The sequence below is a fragment of the Streptomyces lasalocidi genome (assembly GCF_005280215.1).
In the GTDB taxonomy this organism is placed as follows: domain Bacteria; phylum Actinomycetota; class Actinomycetes; order Streptomycetales; family Streptomycetaceae; genus Streptomyces; species Streptomyces longwoodensis.
Genome location: NZ_SZNQ01000001.1, coordinates 4,027,968 through 4,043,500 on the forward strand (window position 1 = coordinate 4,027,968; position 15,533 = coordinate 4,043,500).

A 15,533-nucleotide genomic window follows, 5' to 3' on the forward strand; every position below is an offset into this window, starting at 1 on the left:
ACGCTGCTGTGAGGCACCCCGGCAGTGCTTTCGTGTGACGATCGTAGGCCCGTGTGGACGACTCGAATGCCAGGACGGTGGTAGTGTGCGCGCCTCTTTGATCCAGATCGCCGTGGACGAGGGCGAATCGGCCGAGGCCCGGCGGCGGCGGACGGCCTCGCTGGTCCGTGCGCAGGCGGGCGTGGCCGACCTGGTCGTGCTGCCGGAGCTGTGGACGACCGGGGCGTTCGCCTACGAGGCGTTCGCCGCGGAGGCCGAGCCGCTGGAGGGGCCGACGTACGAGCTGATGGCCAAGGCGGCGAGCGACGCGGGCGTGTGGCTGCACGCGGGCTCGATCCCGGAACGCGACCCCGAGGGCCCGCTCTACAACACCTCGCTGGTCTTCTCCCCCTCCGGCGACCTGGCCGCCGCCTACCGCAAGATCCACCGCTTCGGCTTCGACCGGGGCGAGGCGGTGCTGATGGGCGCCGGGCGCGAGCTGGTGACGGTCCGTCTGCCGGGTACCACGCTCGGCGTGGCGACCTGCTACGACCTCCGCTTCCCCGAACTCTTCCGCGGTCTCGTCGCGCACGGCGCCGAGACCCTGGTCGTCGCGGCGGGCTGGCCGGAGCGCCGCCGGGCGCACTGGACGCTGCTGGCCCGGGCGCGAGCGGTGGAGAACCAGGCGTTCGTGCTCGCGTGCGGAACGGCCGGGACGCACGCCGGAGTTCCCCAGGCGGGTCACTCGATCGTGGTGGACCCGTGGGGGGAGGTCCTGGCGGAGGCGGGGCCCGGCGAGCAGGTCCTCACCGTGGAGTTCGACCCGGCGCGGGTCGCGGCCACCAGGGACCAGTTCCCCGCCCTGAAGGACAGGGTCCTGGGCCTGGAGCCGCCGACGGGCTTCTGAAAGCCCGGCCCGCCCCGGTCCGGCCCCTCAGTCGTCCTCGCGTTCCTTCTCCGCCAGGTGGATCACGCACACCGTCACCGCGATCAGCAGCGCCGGGTCGGCGTCGTCGCGGACCACGTCGACGCCGTAGGTCTCGCGCACGTGCAGCCAGCGCCGGGAGACGACGGCCAGCAGCTCACCGTCGTACTCGACGGCGAACTCCCGGTCCATGATCTTGCCGCTGACGTCGAGGACCGTGCCGTCGACCAGCGTGACGCGGTAGTGGTTGCGCAGCAGGGACAGCCGTTTGCGGCGCACGGTGGCCAGCGGCTCCCCCTCCCGCTCGATCACCATGGTGTCGCGCAGCGCGAACATCTTCTGGTGGATGTCGACGAGCACGCGCCCCTGGGTGTCCTTCAGCTCGAAGGTGTCCCGCACCCGCATGGCCTTGCCGTCGACGAGGAACACCTTGTTGCCCCGGTCGTCCTCGATCCAGTAGTCGTCACCGATGCCGAGGAGCCGGTCGCGTACGAGGAATCTCATGACATGACCGCTTCCCCGGCACCGGCCCCGAAACGCCGCCGGTAGGCCGACGGGCTGAGCCCGGTCTCGCGCCGCAGCCGGGTGCGCAGGTTGGCGGCGGTGCCCAGGCCGCACCGGGCGGCGACGACGTCCAGCCGTCGCTCACCGCGCTCGATGAGCCGGCACGCGAGCGCCACGCGCTCCCCGGTGAGCCACGCCAGCGGGGTCGTGCCCAGCTGGGTGCGGAAGCGGCGGTGCAGCGTCGCCGGGGACACCGCCGCGCGCGTGGCGAGGTCGGCCACCGTCAGGGGCTCCGCCAGCCGCTCCTGCGCCCACGCCAGCAGCGGCCCGAGCGACTCGTCCCGTACGTCGGGCAGGGGCCGTTCCACGAACTGCCGCTGCCCGCCGTCGCGGTGCGCCGCGAACACCAGGCGCCGGGACACCGCGCCCGCCACCTCCGCGCCGTGGTCGCGCCGCACGACGTACAGCCCGAGGTCGAGTGCGGCGGCGCTGCCCGCGGCGGTGAGGATCTCGCCCTCGTCGACGTAGAGCACGTCGGGCTCCAGCCGCACCCGGGGGTGCAGTCGCCGGAAGGTGTCGGCCCACATCCAGTGGGTCGTGGCCCGCCGCCCGTCGAGCAGCCCCGCCTCGGCGAGCGCGAAGCTCCCGGTGCACAGGCCCAGGACACGCGCCCCGCGCGCGTGGGTGCGCCGGATGGCGTCGAGGACGTCCGGGCGGCGCGGTACGACGTTGTCGGGGCGTCCGGGCACGACCAGGGTGTCGGCGTCGTCCACGGCGTCCAGCGGGGCGGCGCCGGTCAGCGTGAAGAAGCCGTGGTTCATGCGCACCTCGCGCGTGGGCGTGCACAGCGTCACCTCGTACAGCGGGACCGGCAGCCCGAGTTCCGGCCGGGGCAGCCCGAACAGCTCGGTGGCGACGCCGACTTCGAAGGGGTTGGTCCCCTCGTCGACGATCACGGCGACCCGGTGCGGCGCGGGGGACCTGCGGTCCGGAGCGGAGGCCGGCGAGCGCGGCGCGGGCTGCGAGGATCCTTGCGGCATGTGCGATTCCTAGCACTCGCCCGCCCCGCCGTCACCCCCGAGGATGACGGGCATGACGACCGAACGGATCCCTGAGCGAACCCCCGAGCCCCTTTCCCTCGACGCCGTCCTTGCCTCCTTCACCCAGCGGTGGAGCCCCCGCATCGTCACCACCGTCAACGACTACGACGTGCGCGTCGCCCACGTGGAGGGCGAGCACGTCTGGCACGTCCACGACCACACCGACGAGTTCTTCCTGGTCCTCGACGGCGAACTGCACATCGCCCTGCGCGAGCCGGCCGGGGAGCGCACGGTGGTCCTCACCCGCGGCTCCCTGCTCACCGTGCCGCGCGGCACCGAGCACAAGCCGTACGCCCCCGTCCCCACCGACATCCTGGTGTTCGAGCCCTCCGGCACCTTCTCGGTCGGCGACCGCCACGACGAGGTCCCGTCCCACGTGGACGCGACGACGGGCCACGCACTGCCCTGACCCCGCCCCCCGCCTGGCACCCTGGACACATGAGCGACTCACCTCCGCGCCGTGCTCCTCGCCGTGTCCGGGTGCGCGCCCCCGAGCTGGTCGGCAAGGGTGGCTGGCTGAACACCGGCGGTCGCCCGTACACCCTCGCCGACCTGCGTGGACGCGTGGTCGTCCTGGATTTCTGGACGTTCTGCTGCATCAACTGCCTGCACGTCCTCGACGAGCTGCGCGGGCTGGAGGAGCGGCACCGGGACACGCTGGTCGTCGTCGGGGTGCACTCGCCGAAGTTCGTGCACGAGGCGGAGCACGGGGCCGTCGTGGACGCCGTCGAGCGGTACGGCGTCGCGCACCCCGTGCTGGACGACCCGGAGCTCGCCACCTGGAAGCAGTACGCGGTACGGGCGTGGCCCACGCTGGTGGTGATCGACCCCGAGGGGTACGTGGTCGCCCAGCACGCCGGTGAGGGCCATGTGCACGCCATCGAGCGGCTGGTCACGGAGCTGGAGGCCGAGCACGGGGCCAAGGGCACCCTGCGCCGGGGCGACGGCCCGTACGTGGCGCCGGAGCCGGAGCCGACCGCGCTGCGCTTCCCGGGCAGGGCGCTCGTGCTGCCGGGCGGGACGTTCCTGGTCAGCGACACCACCCGGCACCAGCTGGTGGAGCTCGCGGAGGACGGCGAGACGGTGTTGCGGCGCATCGGGTCCGGGGAGCGCGGGTTCGCCGACGGCGGGCCCGGGGAGGCGTCGTTCAACGAGCCGCAGGGACTGGCCCTGCTCGACGACGCCGGCGTGGTGGTCGCCGACACCGTCAACCACGCCCTGCGCCGCCTCGACCTCGGCTCCGTTGCGGTGACGACCCTGGCGGGGACCGGCCGGCAGTGGTGGCGGGGCTCCCCGACGTCCGGGCCGGCCCGGGGGACCGACCTGTCCTCCCCGTGGGACGTGGCGGTCTTCGACGGGCGGGTGTGGATCGCCATGGCCGGCGTGCACCAGCTGTGGGCGTACGACCCGGCCGACGAGACGGTGCGGGTGGCGGCGGGGACGACCAACGAGGGGCTGGTGGACGGCCCGGTCGCCGAGGCGTGGTTCGCGCAGCCCTCGGGGCTGGCCGTGTCGGCCGACGGGGAGCGGCTGTGGGTCGCCGACTCGGAGACGTCGGCGCTGCGCTGGGTGGACCGGGCCGGCCTCGTCCACACCGCGGTGGGCACCGGCCTGTTCGACTTCGGCCACCGTGACGGCCCGGCGGGGCAGGCCCTGTTCCAGCATCCGCTGGGGGTCACCGTGCTGCCGGACGGCTCGGTCGCGGTGAGCGACACGTACAACCACGCGCTGCGGCGCTACGACCCGGCCACGGGTGGGGTGAGCACGCTCGCCACGGACCTGCGCGAGCCCAGTGACGCGGTGCTGGTGGGCGACGACCTCGTGGTGGTCGAGTCGGCCCGGCACCGGCTGACGCGGCTGCGCCTGCCGGAGGAGGCGGTGCGGGTGGAGGGCGTCGCCCACCGCACGCAGCGGGAGGCGACGGAGGTCGCGCCGGGTCCGCTCGCACTGGAGGTGGTCTTCCAGGCGCCGGCGGGCCAGAAGCTGGACACCCGGTACGGCCCCTCGACCCGGCTGCTGGTGTCCGCCACGCCGCCGGAGCTGCTGCTGGAGGGCGAGGGCGCGGACAGCGGCCTGGTGCGCGGGCTGGAGCTGAACCCGGCGGTGCCGGAGGGCGTCCTGCACGTCTCGGCGACGGCCGCGAGCTGTGACGACGACCCGGACAACCCCTACCCGGCCTGCCATGTGCACCAGCAGGACTGGGGGGTTCCGGTCCGCCTCACCGAGGGCGGGGCGGACCGGCTGCCGCTGGTCCTGGCGGGGATGGACGGAACGGCCTGAAGAACCGGCCTGCGCTGTCGTGCTGACCGTGGGTCAGACGCCGTAGCCGTCGTTGTAGCCGCCGGGGCCGTGGTGGTGGTGGCGCTCCTCCTCGACGACGGTCGTCGTGGTGGGGGGCACCATGACGCGCCTGCGGCGCGCGATGCTGCTGAAGGTCGTCACCCCGATCAGGCCGACGATCATCAGGATGACGCCGACCAGGTCGAGGTTGACCCCCTGCATGTGCCAGTCGGTCGCGAACGTGAGAATGGCTCCCACGGCGATGAGGATGATGCACCCGCCGAGGCCCATGAGTGTCGCCTCCCTGTCCGGTCCGGTCCTTCCGGTCCGGACAGTCGGGTACCCCCGTTGTCAACCCCCATGCGGCGCAGGGGGGTTCCGGGCCGGGCGGCTAGCCCTCCAGGAACGCCGCCAGGGCGTTGGCCAGCAGGTACGGGTCGCGGTCGCCGCACAACTCGCGGGCGCTGTGCATGGAGAGGATCGCCACGCCGATGTCGACGGTGCGGATGCCGTGGCGGGCCGCGGTGATCGGGCCGATGGTCGTGCCGCAGGGCATGGAGTTGTTGGAGACGAACGACTGGAAGGGCACGTCCGCCTTCTCGCAGGCCGCGGCGAACACGGCCCGGCCCGAACCGTCGGTGGCGTAGCGGTTGTTGACGTTGACCTTCAGGATCGGTCCGCCGTTGACCCGCGGGTGGTGCGTCGGGTCGTGCCGCTCGGCGTAGTTGGGGTGCACGGCGTGGCCGGTGTCCGAGGACAGGCAGACGGTGCCCGCGAAGGCGCGGGCCCGGTCCTCGTAGGAGCCGCCGCGCGCGAACACCGAGCGCTCCAGCACGCCGCCCAGCAGCGGCCCGTCGGCGCCGGTGTCCGACTGGGAGCCGTTCTCCTCGTGGTCGAAGGCCGCGAGGACCGGGATGTACGGCAGGTCCGCCGCGCCCGGGCCGCCGGCCACCGCGGCCAGCGCCGCCGTACCGGCGTGCACGGAGAGCAGGTTGTCCATGCGCGGGCCCGCGACGAACTCCCCGTCGCGGCCGAGGTAGGCGGGGCGTTCGACGGGGTGCGTCATCAGGTCCCAGCCGGTGACGGAGCCCCGTTCGAGGCCGTTCTCCTCTTCCAGGAAGGCGATCAGGTCGCCGTCGCGCACGTCGTGGCCGAGGCCCCACACGGGCTGGAGGTGGCGCTGCTTGTCCAGCTTGAGGCCCTCGGAGGCGACCGTGCGGTCGAGGTGGATCGCGAGCTGCGGGACGCGCAGCAGGGGCCGGTCGACGTTCACCAGGCGGCTGGACCCGTCGCGGAGGGTGAGCCGGCCCGCCAGTCCGAGGTCCCGGTCCAGCCAGGAGTTCAGCAGCGGGCCGCCGTAGATCTCCACGGCCACCTGGCGCCAGCCGTGCGCGCCGGTGTCGGGGAGCGGCTTGACGCGCAGGTTGGGGGAGTCGGTGTGCGCGCCGACGATCCGGAAGGGGGTGTGCGGGTCGGCGCCCTCGGGGACGTACCAGGCCACGATCGCGCCGCCGCGCAGCACGTACTTCCCGCCGCTCGTGCCGTCCCAGGCGTCGGTCTCGGCCAGGTGCCGGAACCCGGCCTTCTCCAGCCGCTCCGCGGCGGTGGCCACGGCGTGGTACGGCGACGGGCCGGCCGCGAGGAAGGACATCAGGTCGTCGGTGTGGCCGCGGTCGAAGCGGGAGGGTTGGCTCATGGCATTCACCTTAACGACGGACGAGGGCCCGCTCCCCCTTGCCGGGAGCGGGCCCTCGTGAGGACGGTGTGGAGGTGGCGAAAGGTGTGTCCCTTGCGTCCTCAGAGGTCCGGTGGGACCTGGACCGTGTCCGCGACCTAGAACGCCGCCTCGTCGAGCTCCATGATGTCCAGGTCGACGCCGGAGGCCACCTTGCGGGCCAGGGTGACGCCGGGCAGGACCGAGGCCGCGAAGAACTTCGCCGCGGCGATCTTGCCGGTGTAGAACGCCTGGTCCTTCGCGGAGGCCGTCTGCAGCTTCTCGGCGGCGATCGCGGCGCCCTTGAGCAGCAGGTAGCCGACGATGACGTCGCCGGAGGCCAGCAGCAGGCGGGTGGTGTTCAGGCCCACCTTGTAGATGTTCTTGACGTCCTGCTCGGTGGCCGCGAGGTCGGTCAGCATCAGGCCGACGATGGCCTCCAGCTCGACGGCCGCCTTGGCCAGGTGCTCGCGGGACTCGGCCAGCTCCTCGCCGCCGGTGCCCAGCGCCAGGAACGACTTGATGTCCTCGGCGAGGGAGTTGAGCGCGGCGCCCTGGTTGCGGACGATCTTCCGGAAGAAGAAGTCCTGGCCCTGGATCGCGGTGGTGCCCTCGTAGAGGGTGTCGATCTTGGCGTCCCGGATGTACTGCTCGATAGGGTACTCCTGGAGGAAGCCGGAGCCGCCGAAGGTCTGGAGCGACTGGGCGAGCTGCTCGTAGGCCTTCTCGGAGCCGTAGCCCTTGACGACGGGCAGGAGCAGGTCGTTCAGGGCGTGCTCGGTGGAGGCGTCCTCGCCGGCGGCCTCCTTGAGCTGGATGGCGTCCTGGATCGAGGCGGTGTACATCACCAGGGCGCGCATGCCCTCCGCGTACGCCTTCTGCGTCATCAGCGAGCGGCGCACGTCCGGGTGGTGGGTGACGGTGACCTTGGGCGCGGTCTTGTCCATGAAGTTGGCCAGGTCCGGGCCCTGGACGCGCTCCTTGGCGTACTCCAGCGCGTTGAGGTAGCCGGTGGAGAGCGTGGAGATCGCCTTCGTGCCGACCATCATGCGGGCGAACTCGATGATGCGGAACATCTGGCGGATGCCGTCGTGCTTGTCGCCGATCAGCCAGCCCTTGGCGGGGTGCTTGTCGCCGAAGGTCATCTCGCACGTGTTGGAGGCCTTCAGGCCCATCTTGTGCTCGACGTTGGTGGCGTAGACGCCGTTGCGCTCGCCCAGCTCGCCGGTCTCGAAGTCGAAGAGGTACTTCGGGACGAGGAAGAGGGACAGGCCCTTGGTGCCGGGGCCGGCGCCCTCGGGGCGGGCGAGCACGTAGTGGAGGATGTTCTCCGACATGTCGTGCTCACCGGAGGTGATGAAGCGCTTCACGCCCTCGATGTGCCAGGAGCCGTCCTCCTGCTGCACGGCCTTGGTGCGGCCGGCGCCCACGTCCGAGCCGGCGTCCGGCTCGGTGAGGACCATCGTGGAGCCCCACTGCTTCTCGACGGCGATCGAGGCGATGTGCTTCTGGACCTCGTTGCCCTCCTCGAAGAGGATGCCGGCGAACGCGGGGCCGGAGGAGTACATCCACACGGCCGGGTTGGCGCCCAGGATCAGCTCGGCGTAGGCCCAGATCAGGGAGCGGGGCGAGGTGGTGCCGCCGATCTCCTCGGGCAGGCCGAGGCGCCAGTACTCCGAGTCCATGAAGGCCTGGTAGCTCTTCTTGAAGGACGCGGGGACCGGCGCGGTGTTGGTCTCCGGGTCGAAGACGGGCGGGTTGCGGTCGGCGTCGGCGAAGGACTCGGCCAGCTCGTTCTCGGAGAGGCGGGTCAGCTCCTCCAGGACGCTCTTGGCGGTCTCGACGTCCATCTCCTCGAACGGACCGGTGCCGTAGACCTTGTCGCGGCCGAGTACTTCGAAGAGGTTGAACTCGATGTCGCGGAGATTCGACTTGTAGTGCCCCATGGCGAAGGCTCCCGGCTCAGTGGAGAGATCGGCGAGGCACTGGAATCCTCGCGCACGTTTACGTACCAACAAGTAGCTCCGATGATGCTACCCGTCGGTAATAAGTCGCAACCCCATCCCCGTTTCTGTGACAGGTCACACCGCTACGCTTGCGCCCATGTACGGATACGGCCAGCCCATGGACGGCGGCGGCGCCCAGCAGCAGTACGCCCCGCCGCAGCAGCCCATGCCCGGTGGTGTCGGGGGGTACGGACAGCAGCCGCCCCTGTATCCCGAGCCGTCCCCGCCCTCGCTCGCGGACGCCGTGCGCGCGTTCACGACCGGGCAGATGGCCGCCGAGGACTTCCAGCAGATCTTCGCCACGTCGAAGGTGTACTGCCCGCGCGGTGACACCCCCGGCTTCCTGGCGCTGCACAACACCCAGCAGCCGGTGATCCCGATGTTCAGCTCCCTGAAGGAGCTGCGCCGCTACGCGGGCAAGGAGTCCAAGTACTTCGTCATCACCGGTGCCGAGGTGATCGACCTCCTGCCGACCGGCTACGGCTTCGTCCTGGACATGGAGGGCGAGCACCGCATGGTCTTCGACGCCAAGGCCGTCGAGCAGATGGTCGACTTCGCGATGCGCCGGATGTACGGCTAGCGCCGTGCAGGTGCCTGGGGAGCCCGGAGGGAATGCCCTCCGGGCTTCCGCTGTTCTGGGGTGGCAGAAAGTTCAACGCTCAACTAAAGTGGGCGTACCAAGGAGGTACCGACATGCCTGCAGTGACCGTCGAGAACCCGTTGACGCTGCCCCGTGTGACCGCACCGGCCGATGCCGTGGCGCGTCCGGTGCTCGGCGTCACGACCGCGCCGAGCGGCTTCGAGGGCGAGGGCTTCCCGGTGCGCCGGGCGTTCGCGGGGATCCACTACCGCCACCTCGACCCGTTCATCATGATGGACCAGATGGGTGAGGTGGAGTACGCGCCGGGCGAGCCCAAGGGCACCCCCTGGCACCCGCACCGCGGCTTCGAGACCGTCACCTACATCATCGACGGGATCTTCGACCACCAGGACTCCCAGGGCGGTGGCGGCACCATCACCAACGGCGACACCCAGTGGATGACCGCCGGCTCGGGCCTGCTGCACATCGAGGCCCCGCCGGAGTCGCTGGTGATGTCGGGCGGCCTCTTCCACGGCCTGCAGCTGTGGGTGAACCTCCCCGCCCAGGACAAGATGATGGCGCCGCGCTACCAGGACATCCGCGGCGGCCAGGTCCAGCTGCTCACCTCCCCCGACGGCGGCGCGCTGCTGCGCGTCATCGCCGGTGAGCTGGACGGCCACCAGGGTCCCGGCGTCACGCACACGCCGATCACGATGATCCACGCGACCCTCGCGCCGGGTGCGGAGATCACCCTGCCGTGGCGCGAGGACTTCAACGGCCTCGCCTACGTCCTCGCGGGCCGCGGCTCGGTGGGCGCCGAGCGCCGGCCGATCCACCTCGGCCAGACCGCCGTCTTCGGCGCCGGCGGCTCGCTGACCGTCCGCGCGGACGACAAGCAGGACTCCCACACGCCGGACCTGGAGGTCGTCCTGCTCGGCGGCCGGCCGATCCGCGAGCCGATGGTCCACTACGGCCCGTTCGTGATGAACACCAAGGACGAGCTGATGCAGGCCTTCGAGGACTTCCAGAAGGGCCGCCTGGGCACCGTCCCGGCCGTCCACGGCATGACGGAGAGCGGCCCGGAGGCCTGAGCCTCCCGGTCGTCCCCGGTTCGTCCCCCCGAGGGTGACGCGGCGTCCGATCTGACGTCGCGTCACCCTCGTGGCACGTCCGGCGGGACAGCCGGGCCCCCGCGTGGTGCGGTGGGGGTGTGCTGCTCCTTCCCCCGCCCGTCCGCCGGCTCGCCGCGTGGTGCGTCGTGGTGCTGCTGGTCTGCGGTGTCGGGTGGGTCGGGATCCGGCTGTGCGTGGAGTTCCGTACGGCCGTCACGCCCGTGCTGCTGGCGCTGCTGGGCACCGCGCTGCTGCGGCCGCTGCACCGGCGGCTGATGCGGGTACGGGTGCCGCGGTCGCTGTCGGCCGGGCTGACCTGTGCCGCCGTCGTCGCCGTGGTGGGCGGCGCCCTGTACATCGTGGTCGCCGCGCTCGTCGACACCGGGGACCAGATCGTCGCCTCGCTGCGGGACGCGGCGCGCTCGCTCCCGCGGCACTTCGGTACGGCGGACACCTCCCTGGACGACCTGACGTCCCACGGGCGCGAGCTGCTGGGCAAGTTCGGCGGGACGGCCGCGTCGGGCGTCGTCAGCGGGGTGAGCGTGGTCGGCGAGACCCTCGCGATGGCCGTGCTGGCGCTGCTGCTGGTCTTCTTCTTCCTGCGCGACTCCGACCGCGCGGTCGCCGCCCTGCGCTCGCTGGCCCCGAGCGGCACCGCCGACCTGCTGGAGGCGATGGCCCGGCGGGCGTTCCGCGCCGTCGAGGGCTTCATGCGCGGTACGACGCTCATCGCGCTGATCGACGCCCTGTGCATCGGCATCGGCCTGCTGGTCCTCGACGTGCCCGGCGCCGCCGGGCTGGCCGCGCTGGTCTTCGTCGGCGCCTACATCCCCTACCTCGGCGCCTTCATCTCCGGCACGGTCGCCGTGCTGGTCGCGCTCGCCGACCGGGGCTTCGTCACCGGGCTGTGGGCGCTCGGCGTCGTGCTGGCCGTGCAGGTCCTCGAGGGGCACGTCCTGCAGCCGGCCATCCAGAGCCGGACCGTGCAGATGCACCCGGCGGTCGTCCTGCTCGCCATCACGGCCGGCGCGTCCGTCGCCGGCATCGTCGGCATGCTCCTCGCCGTCCCGCTCACGGCGGCGGCCTTCGGCGTGGTCAACGAACTCCGGGAGCGCTACGGCGCCGGGGGACCGGAACAGCCCTCCGCCGGGAAGACCGGCTAGGCGGTCCCGGCCGCCGGGTCCTGTCCCGGCCCGTCCTCGCACAGCTCGAACCAGATGCTCTTGCCCTCGCCGCGGGGGGCCACCCCCCAGGTGTCGGCGAGGAGTTCGATGAGGAGCAGGCCGCGGCCCGAGGACGCCATCTCGCCGGGGCGGCGCTTGTGCGGCAGGTCGTCGCCGGTGTCGCTGACCTCGACCCGCATCCGCCGCCCGGCCGGCCCACCCGCCACCTCGGCGACCAGCAGCGCGTCGGCGTCGGTGTGGACGAGGACGTTGGTCAGCATCTCGGAGACCAGCAGGACCGCGGAGTCGACCTGGTCGGCCGAGGCCCAGTCGTGCAGCAGCTCGCGCAGCTGCTGCCGGGCGACGGCGATCCGCTCGGGCTCGGCCTGCGCCACCGTCAGCATCGTGCGGCGCATCCGGGGCCGTGCGGGGGCGGCCGGGCCGAGGCAGCCGGCGCCGTGCCGGCACAGCAGGAGCAGCGCGATGTCGTCCTCGCGGCGATCGGTCAGCCGGCCCGTGGTGTGGTGGGAGGAGGGGCCATGCACCGCTTGGACCAGGGCGTCGGCCAGTTCCTCCAGGCCGGCGTCGTGTCCCTCCAGGATGCGGCGGACCCGCTGCCAGCCGGTGTCGAGGTCGTGCCCGCCGGTCTCCAGGAGGCCGTCGGTGCACAGCATCATCGCCTCGCCCGGCTCCAGCAGCAGCCGCGTGGTGGGGTAGTCGGAGTCCGGGTCCACGCCCAGCGGCGGTCCGCCCGCCGTGGCGCGCAGGATGACCGTGCCGTCGGCCAGCCGGATCGCCGGGTCGAGGTGGCCCGCGCGGGCGGCCTCCAGGACTCCGGTGGCGGGGTCGACCTCGATGTAGAGGCAGGTGGCGAAGCGCAGGTCGGAGGGGTCGTCGTCGCTGGGGGCGATCGCGGCGAAGAAGCGGGAGGCGCGGGAGAGGACCGCGTCGGGGCGGTGGCCCTCGGCGGCGTACGCGCGCAGCGCTATCCGCAGCTGGCCCATCAGCCCGGCGGCCCGCACGTCGTGGCCCTGGACGTCGCCGATGACCAGGGCGAACCGTCCTCCGCCGGACGGGGAGCCGCCGGGCAGCGGGATCATGTCGTACCAGTCGCCGCCGACCTGGAGGCCGCCGCCGGTGGGTATGTAGCGGGCGGCGAGGGTCATGCCGGGTATCTCGGGGCCCAGGCGGGGCAGCATGGTGCGCTGGAGGCCGTCGGTCAGCTCGCGCTGGGTCTCGGCGGCGCCCGCGCGGGACAGCGCCTGTGCCAGCATCCGGGCCACCGTGTTCAGCACCGAGCGCTCGTCGGGTGTGAACGCCACCGGGTAGGCGAATCCCGCCATCCAGGCGCCCATCGTGCGGCCGGCGACGGTCAGCGGCAGGAAGGCCCAGGAGTGGCGGCCGAACTGCTGGGCCAGCGGCCAGGTGAGCGGATAGCGCTGCTTGTACTGCTCGACGTTGGACAGGTAGACCGCGCGGCCGGTGCGGACCACCTCGGCCGCCGGGTAGTCGGTCTCCAGCGGCATGTGCAGGAACGGCATCTCGTCGCCGGGCCGCTGGCCGTGGTGGCCGATGATCGTCAGCCGGTCGCCCTCCACCCCGAAGACGGCGAGGCCGTCCGGGGAGAACCCCGGCATGGACAGCCCGGCCGCGACCCGCAGCACCTCCTCCGTGGAGCGGGCCTCGGCCAGCGCGCGGCCCGCGTCCAGCAGGAACGCCTCCCGCGAGCGCCGCCAGTCGCCGGTGACGGCGGTACGTCCGGCGGAGGTGCCGGGGGCCGGCTCGGTGACCTCCTGGAGCGTGCCGATCAGCTCGTACGCCTTCTTCACGGGGTCGAAGGACGGCTTCGAGCGGCTGCGCACGACCCGGATGATCCGGCCGTGCTCGTCCATGATCCGGATGCGGACCTCGGCCAGGGTGCCCTCGGCGACGGCGAGCTGCACGACGCCGGTGATCTCGTTCCAGTCCACCGGATGGAGGCGGGCGCGGGTCTGGGCCTCGGTGAGGACCGTCCCCTCGGCGGGCAGGCCGAGCAGCCGGGCCGCCTCGGCATCGACCGTGACCAGGCCGGTGGACGTGTCCCAGTGCCAGACTCCGGTCGCGAGGGCGGCGAGAACCTCACCCACGGCGGGCAGGGGCTCACCAGTGCGCATTGCCCCACTTTAAGAAGAGCGTCCCGGGACGTGCCACCGAACGGATGTGAGACCCGCCACTACCGGGCCGTGATCGCCGGGCCGTAACGGAGGAGAGCCGGGGGTGGGCCGCCCGGTACGCTGGGGGGTGTTTCACGTGAAACACCGGCCGAAACCGGCTGCGACCGGGCGGTACCGGCCGAAACCTCCACCCCGATCCGCGAAGACTGGATGAACGACGATGCATCGGTACAGGTCCCACACCTGCGGCGAGCTCCGCGCTTCTGACGTCGGCACCGACGTCCGGCTGAGTGGCTGGCTGCACAATCGGCGCGACCTGGGCGGCATCCTCTTCATCGATCTGCGCGACCACTACGGCATCACGCAGCTCGTGGCCCGTCCCGGCACGCCCGCCTACGAGGCCCTGGACAAGCTGTCCAAGGAGTCGACCGTCCGCGTCGACGGCAAGGTCGTCTCCCGCGGCGCCGAGAACATCAACGCCGACCTGCCCACCGGCGAGGTCGAGGTCGAGGTCGGCGAGGTCGAGCTGCTGGGCGCGGCCGCCCCGCTGCCGTTCACGATCAACACCGAGGACGGGGTCAACGAGGAGCGGCGCCTGGAGTACCGCTTCCTGGACCTGCGCCGTGAGCGCATGCACCGCAACATCATGCTGCGCACCCAGGTCATCTCGGCCATCCGGCAGAAGATGAGCGGGCTCGGCTTCAACGAGCTGGCCACCCCGATCCTGACCGCGACCTCCCCCGAGGGCGCGCGCGACTTCGTGGTGCCCTCCCGCATCCACCCGGGCCGGTTCTACGCGCTGCCGCAGGCGCCGCAGCAGTTCAAGCAGCTGCTGATGATCTCCGGCTTCGACCGCTACTTCCAGATCGCGCCCTGCTTCCGCGACGAGGACGCCCGCGCCGACCGCTCGCCGGGCGAGTTCTACCAGCTCGACGTCGAGATGAGCTTCGTCGAGCAGGAGGACGTCTTCCAGCCGATCGAGAAGCTCATGACCGAGCTGTTCGAGGAGTTCGGCGGCGGCCGGCACGTCACCTCGCCGTTCCCGCGCATCCCGTTCCGCGAGTCGATGCTCAAGTACGGCTCCGACAAGCCGGACCTGCGGGCCCAGCTGGAGCTGGTCGACCTCACCGACGTGTTCGAGAACAGCGAGTTCAAGGCGTTCGCCGGGAAGCACGTGCGCGCGCTGCCCGTGCCGGCCGTCCAGGACCAGCCCCGCAAGTTCTTCGACCAGCTCGGTGACTTCGCCGTCTCGCAGGGCGCCAAGGGCCTGGCCTGGGTCCGCGTCGCCGAGGACGGCAAGCTGTCCGGCCCGATCGCGAAGTTCCTCACCGAGGAGAACGTCAAGGTCCTCACCGAGCGCCTCGGCCTGGAGGCCGGCCACGCCGTGTTCTTCGGCGCGGGCGAGTTCGACGAGGTCTCCAAGATCATGGGCGCGGTGCGCGTCGAGGCCGCCAAGCGGGCCGGCCACTTCGAGGAGAACGTCTTCCGGTTCTGCTGGATCGTCGACTTCCCGATGTTCGAGAAGGACGAGGAGACCGGCAAGATCGACTTCTCGCACAACCCGTTCTCGATGCCCCAGGGCGGCATGGAGGCCCTGGAGACCCAGGACCCGCTGGACATCCTGGCCTGGCAGTACGACATCGTCTGCAACGGCGTCGAGCTGTCCTCCGGCGCGATCCGGAACCACGAGCCGGACATCATGCTCAAGGCGTTCGAGATCGCGGGCTACGACCGTGAGACCACCGAGCGCGAGTTCGCGGGCATGCTGCGCGCGTTCCGCTTCGGCGCCCCGCCGCACGGCGGCATCGCCCCGGGCGTGGACCGCATCGTCATGCTCCTCGCGGACGAGCCCAACATCCGCGAGACGATCGCGTTCCCGCTCAACGGCAACGCGCAGGACCTGATGATGGGCGCCCCGACCGAGCTGGAGGAGTCCCGCCTGCGGGAGCTCCACCTGACGGTGCGCAAGCCGCAGCCGAAGTAGGACTGCGCCTGACTCCGCCGAAGGGGCGGGAAA

Annotated in this window: 13 protein-coding genes; 7 read left to right on the forward strand and 6 right to left on the reverse strand. The window is 72.0% G+C overall.

Annotated elements, in window-relative coordinates; genetic code table 11:
* The first annotated feature begins 85 nt into the window (after window positions 1–85).
* The gene (locus E4U91_RS18050) at window positions 86–886 is read left to right on the forward strand and encodes a carbon-nitrogen family hydrolase (RefSeq protein WP_137307813.1); all 801 of its coding nucleotides are present in this window, start codon (window positions 86–88) and stop codon (window positions 884–886) included.
* Between the two features lie 27 nt (window positions 887–913).
* Here E4U91_RS18050 and E4U91_RS18055 read toward each other — a convergent pair whose 3' ends face one another.
* On the reverse strand, window positions 914–1,408 hold the full coding sequence (locus E4U91_RS18055) for an LURP-one-related/scramblase family protein (protein WP_137307814.1): 495 nt from the start codon (window positions 1,406–1,408) through the stop codon (window positions 914–916).
* The gene (locus E4U91_RS18060; RefSeq protein ID WP_137307815.1) at window positions 1,405–2,448 is read right to left on the reverse strand and encodes a GlxA family transcriptional regulator; all 1,044 of its coding nucleotides are present in this window, start codon (window positions 2,446–2,448) and stop codon (window positions 1,405–1,407) included. The genes E4U91_RS18055 and E4U91_RS18060 overlap by 4 nt, the downstream gene beginning before the upstream one ends.
* A 52-nt stretch (window positions 2,449–2,500) precedes the next feature.
* On the opposite strand from E4U91_RS18060, the gene E4U91_RS18065 reads away from it, so the two are divergent.
* Together E4U91_RS18065 and E4U91_RS18070 are read left to right on the forward strand one after the other, a co-directional pair.
* Complete coding sequence (locus tag E4U91_RS18065) at window positions 2,501–2,917, forward strand: cupin domain-containing protein (RefSeq protein WP_137307816.1); 417 nt, start codon at window positions 2,501–2,503, stop codon at window positions 2,915–2,917.
* A 29-nt stretch (window positions 2,918–2,946) separates the two neighbouring features.
* On the forward strand, window positions 2,947–4,788 hold the full coding sequence (locus E4U91_RS18070) for an NHL domain-containing thioredoxin family protein (protein ID WP_137307817.1): 1,842 nt from the start codon (window positions 2,947–2,949) through the stop codon (window positions 4,786–4,788).
* 33 nt (window positions 4,789–4,821) lie between these two features.
* Here E4U91_RS18070 and E4U91_RS18075 read toward each other — a convergent pair whose 3' ends face one another.
* From E4U91_RS18075 to E4U91_RS18085, 3 genes are all read right to left on the reverse strand, one after another.
* Entirely contained in the window at window positions 4,822–5,079 is a 258-nt protein-coding gene (locus E4U91_RS18075) for a DUF6458 family protein (RefSeq protein ID WP_137307818.1), read from the reverse strand.
* 100 nt (window positions 5,080–5,179) lie between these two features.
* On the reverse strand, window positions 5,180–6,484 hold the full coding sequence (locus E4U91_RS18080) for a M18 family aminopeptidase (protein WP_137307819.1): 1,305 nt from the start codon (window positions 6,482–6,484) through the stop codon (window positions 5,180–5,182).
* A gap of 137 nt (window positions 6,485–6,621) precedes the next feature.
* Window positions 6,622–8,448 (reverse strand): acyl-CoA dehydrogenase, encoded by a 1,827-nt coding sequence (locus E4U91_RS18085; protein WP_137307820.1) that lies wholly within the window; start codon window positions 8,446–8,448, stop codon window positions 6,622–6,624.
* A 157-nt stretch (window positions 8,449–8,605) separates the two neighbouring features.
* On the opposite strand from E4U91_RS18085, the gene E4U91_RS18090 reads away from it, so the two are divergent.
* From E4U91_RS18090 to E4U91_RS18100, 3 genes are all read left to right on the forward strand, one after another.
* Window positions 8,606–9,088 (forward strand): SseB family protein, encoded by a 483-nt coding sequence (locus E4U91_RS18090; RefSeq protein ID WP_067242110.1) that lies wholly within the window; start codon window positions 8,606–8,608, stop codon window positions 9,086–9,088.
* A 113-nt stretch (window positions 9,089–9,201) separates the two neighbouring features.
* Window positions 9,202–10,179: a pirin family protein gene (locus tag E4U91_RS18095; protein ID WP_137307821.1), complete on the forward strand. Its 978-nt coding sequence runs from the start codon at window positions 9,202–9,204 to the stop codon at window positions 10,177–10,179.
* Between the two features lie 119 nt (window positions 10,180–10,298).
* A complete protein-coding gene (locus E4U91_RS18100) occupies window positions 10,299–11,363 on the forward strand; it encodes an AI-2E family transporter (protein ID WP_137307822.1) in 1,065 nt (354 codons plus the stop codon).
* Here E4U91_RS18100 and E4U91_RS18105 read toward each other — a convergent pair.
* Window positions 11,360–13,516, reverse strand: a complete 2,157-nt coding sequence (locus tag E4U91_RS18105; RefSeq protein WP_137307823.1) for a SpoIIE family protein phosphatase — start codon at window positions 13,514–13,516, stop codon at window positions 11,360–11,362. The genes E4U91_RS18100 and E4U91_RS18105 overlap by 4 nt on opposite strands.
* 220 nt (window positions 13,517–13,736) lie before the next feature.
* On the opposite strand from E4U91_RS18105, the gene aspS reads away from it, so the two are divergent.
* Window positions 13,737–15,500, forward strand: coding sequence for an aspartate--tRNA ligase (gene aspS / locus E4U91_RS18110; protein WP_137307824.1), 1,764 nt, complete (start codon window positions 13,737–13,739; stop codon window positions 15,498–15,500).
* The last annotated feature ends 33 nt before the right edge of the window (window positions 15,501–15,533 follow it).